Annotated in this window: 3 protein-coding genes and 2 pseudogenes; all 5 read right to left on the bottom strand. The window is 43.1% G+C overall.

The features are described from left to right. Nucleotides 1-293 (bottom strand): annotated as a pseudogene (locus DW720_RS15460) (radical SAM mobile pair protein B); the annotation flags it as partial. Beyond that, nucleotides 281-970, bottom strand: coding sequence for a radical SAM mobile pair protein A (locus tag DW720_RS15455; RefSeq protein ID WP_005946182.1), 690 nt, complete (start codon nucleotides 968-970; stop codon nucleotides 281-283). The gene DW720_RS15455 and the pseudogene DW720_RS15460, both read right to left, overlap by 13 nt. Further along, nucleotides 967-1,404: a radical SAM mobile pair system MarR family transcriptional regulator gene (locus DW720_RS15450; RefSeq protein ID WP_009535039.1), complete on the bottom strand. Its 438-nt coding sequence runs from the start codon at nucleotides 1,402-1,404 to the stop codon at nucleotides 967-969. Before DW720_RS15450 ends, DW720_RS15455 begins: the two co-directional genes overlap by 4 nt. Nucleotides 1,405-1,505: 101 nt before the next feature. Further along, nucleotides 1,506-1,829, bottom strand: coding sequence for a hypothetical protein (locus tag DW720_RS15445; RefSeq protein ID WP_004613237.1), 324 nt, complete (start codon nucleotides 1,827-1,829; stop codon nucleotides 1,506-1,508). A gap of 75 nt (nucleotides 1,830-1,904) precedes the next feature. Continuing rightward, nucleotides 1,905-2,021 (bottom strand): annotated as a pseudogene (locus tag DW720_RS15440) (peptidase S51); the annotation flags it as partial.

The raw sequence follows: 2,021 nt of genomic DNA, 5'->3' as shown, positions 1-2,021 counted from the left end.
AATTGCTCCTCCTGTGGATTGTAGCCATCTGTCACAGAACCGATGACCACCCGCTGTCCGGCATATTTCTTCGGATTTTTAATTTCCAGCCAATGCTTCACATCAAGGAAAGTGCCCCATTCCTCCTTGTGCCCGGTAAAGCGCTTCATAAAAGAAGCATAGCAATACTTGCAGGCATGTGTACAGCCCACATAGGGATTGACCGAGTAACCGCCTACCGGCAGACTAGACTTAGTCATGATGTTCTTTGTTTCCACCTCACGAATGAGGATTCCATTTATTACTTCTTCCATGATTTCTGTACCTCTAACACTTTATTAAATTCTTCCGGCATTTCCTGAATCATATTTTCATCCCCTATGATAGGGACAAGGTCTTCCTTCATAAACACCGGAATGCCGAGCTTATGTGCCTGGTCCGCCAGAGACCATGCCCATTCCGGCTCCGTATGAATCTTCCTGCTCTGAGCTCCGGTCATGGTGCCGACAACGATCCAATTGATTCCGGAAAGGTCAACTGTGCCGGGATCGTCGAATAACGGTTCAAAGGTAACATGGTAATGTTTTGCTCTGACGTTTTTCCGAAGGGCGTCGATACGCCACAGTTCTGCTTTCCTCGTCACCGTAACGCCAAACCATGCGTTTTCCAGATCGGTATCAAAATCCAGCAAATCAGGTCGCTTGGTAAGGAACAGGAACTGATGCTGTGGATTTTCACGGATCTTTGCAAATACCTCGTCTCTCCATTCCGGCTTCCATCCGGAGAGATCGCTCATCCCGGTAAGAAGAAAGTTCTGCGGACGTTTCTTTTCCATCATCTTGAGCTTACTCGGAAAGAATTCAGGGTCAGCGAAGTCATCAATCATATGCCAGCGTTTCACGTTGTTGCGGGCATAGCAATATGTACACCCCACTGTGCAGCCAATGACGATATTCATGTTCTGAATCTGATCTTTGATACAAATACTCATGACTTCTGCCACTCCTCAAGATTCTTCCTGATGCGGTCGAGGCATTCCTCAAACCGGGTAATTTCTTCCTCTGAAAAACCCTTGTAGTAAATGCTGCCCATCTCATCAGATACAGAATCGTACTCGCCCTTTAAGGCATGTGCTTTCTCAGTCAGAAACAGGAGTGTTTTCCTTTTGTCCGTTTCAGACTGAACACGGCTTATCAGTCCTTGATTTTCCATTCTTTCCAGCATCGTCGTAAGAGATGTTATCGCTAATCCGCATTTGACCGAGAGTGACCTGATCGAGATTCCATCCTCCTGCCACAGCACATAAAGAATACGCCCCTGGGCTCCATTAAACGCATCGATATTTTTTTCGCTGAGAATCTTCTCAAAAATCCGGTCACCAAGCTGTTTTATTTTGGTGACAAGAAATCCGCCATTTGTTTTCATGCAAAAGCTCCTATATAGTAGTTTATAAAATCATACTATATAGGAGCTTTATTGTCAAGAGCTTGTATGTTTGAATAGAGGTAAACGGGAATTTGACTTGCCTATTTTCTTAAAATCTCATGTGGAGCTTCTATTTCATTTGCCAAGGTATGCTCTGTTAATTCTGACATCAATTTCAATTTTTTATTAATCAATGGTCGCATACAATTAGGAACATGTTCCTGATGCGCTCTGTGGATTGCTACACATTCCTTACAGTTTCCGTGATAACGACAGGCTTTCAGGCAAGGACAGTGATCTTTGTCTTTATACTCCTTACGAAATTCCGCTGCAAATTCTTCTTGCAGTCTCAGTCCCTCGACACGGTTTCCCTTATGAAATTCTACCATTGCATCCAGTTCTTTCTGGTTCCCTTCAATCTTCATGTTATTATAGCGCCTCCATTTCAACTATTCCTCATTTTCTGATAAATTCCTGTTATACAAACTGGAATTTTCAAATTAGTCTTTGCAAATAACCTTTGAACCTTCACCATCAATTACAATTCCCTGACGGTTGTTAATCGGGCATAGATTCAAATCCGAAAACTCAGTCATTATTTTCTCGGTAACTTTCTT

Source organism: Clostridium sp. AM27-28, from assembly GCF_003480955.1.
Classification (GTDB): domain Bacteria; phylum Bacillota; class Clostridia; order Lachnospirales; family Lachnospiraceae; genus Otoolea; species Otoolea fessa.
The sequence above is the reverse complement of the archived record's forward strand: the minus strand, read 5'-3'. Positions and strand labels throughout refer to the sequence as shown.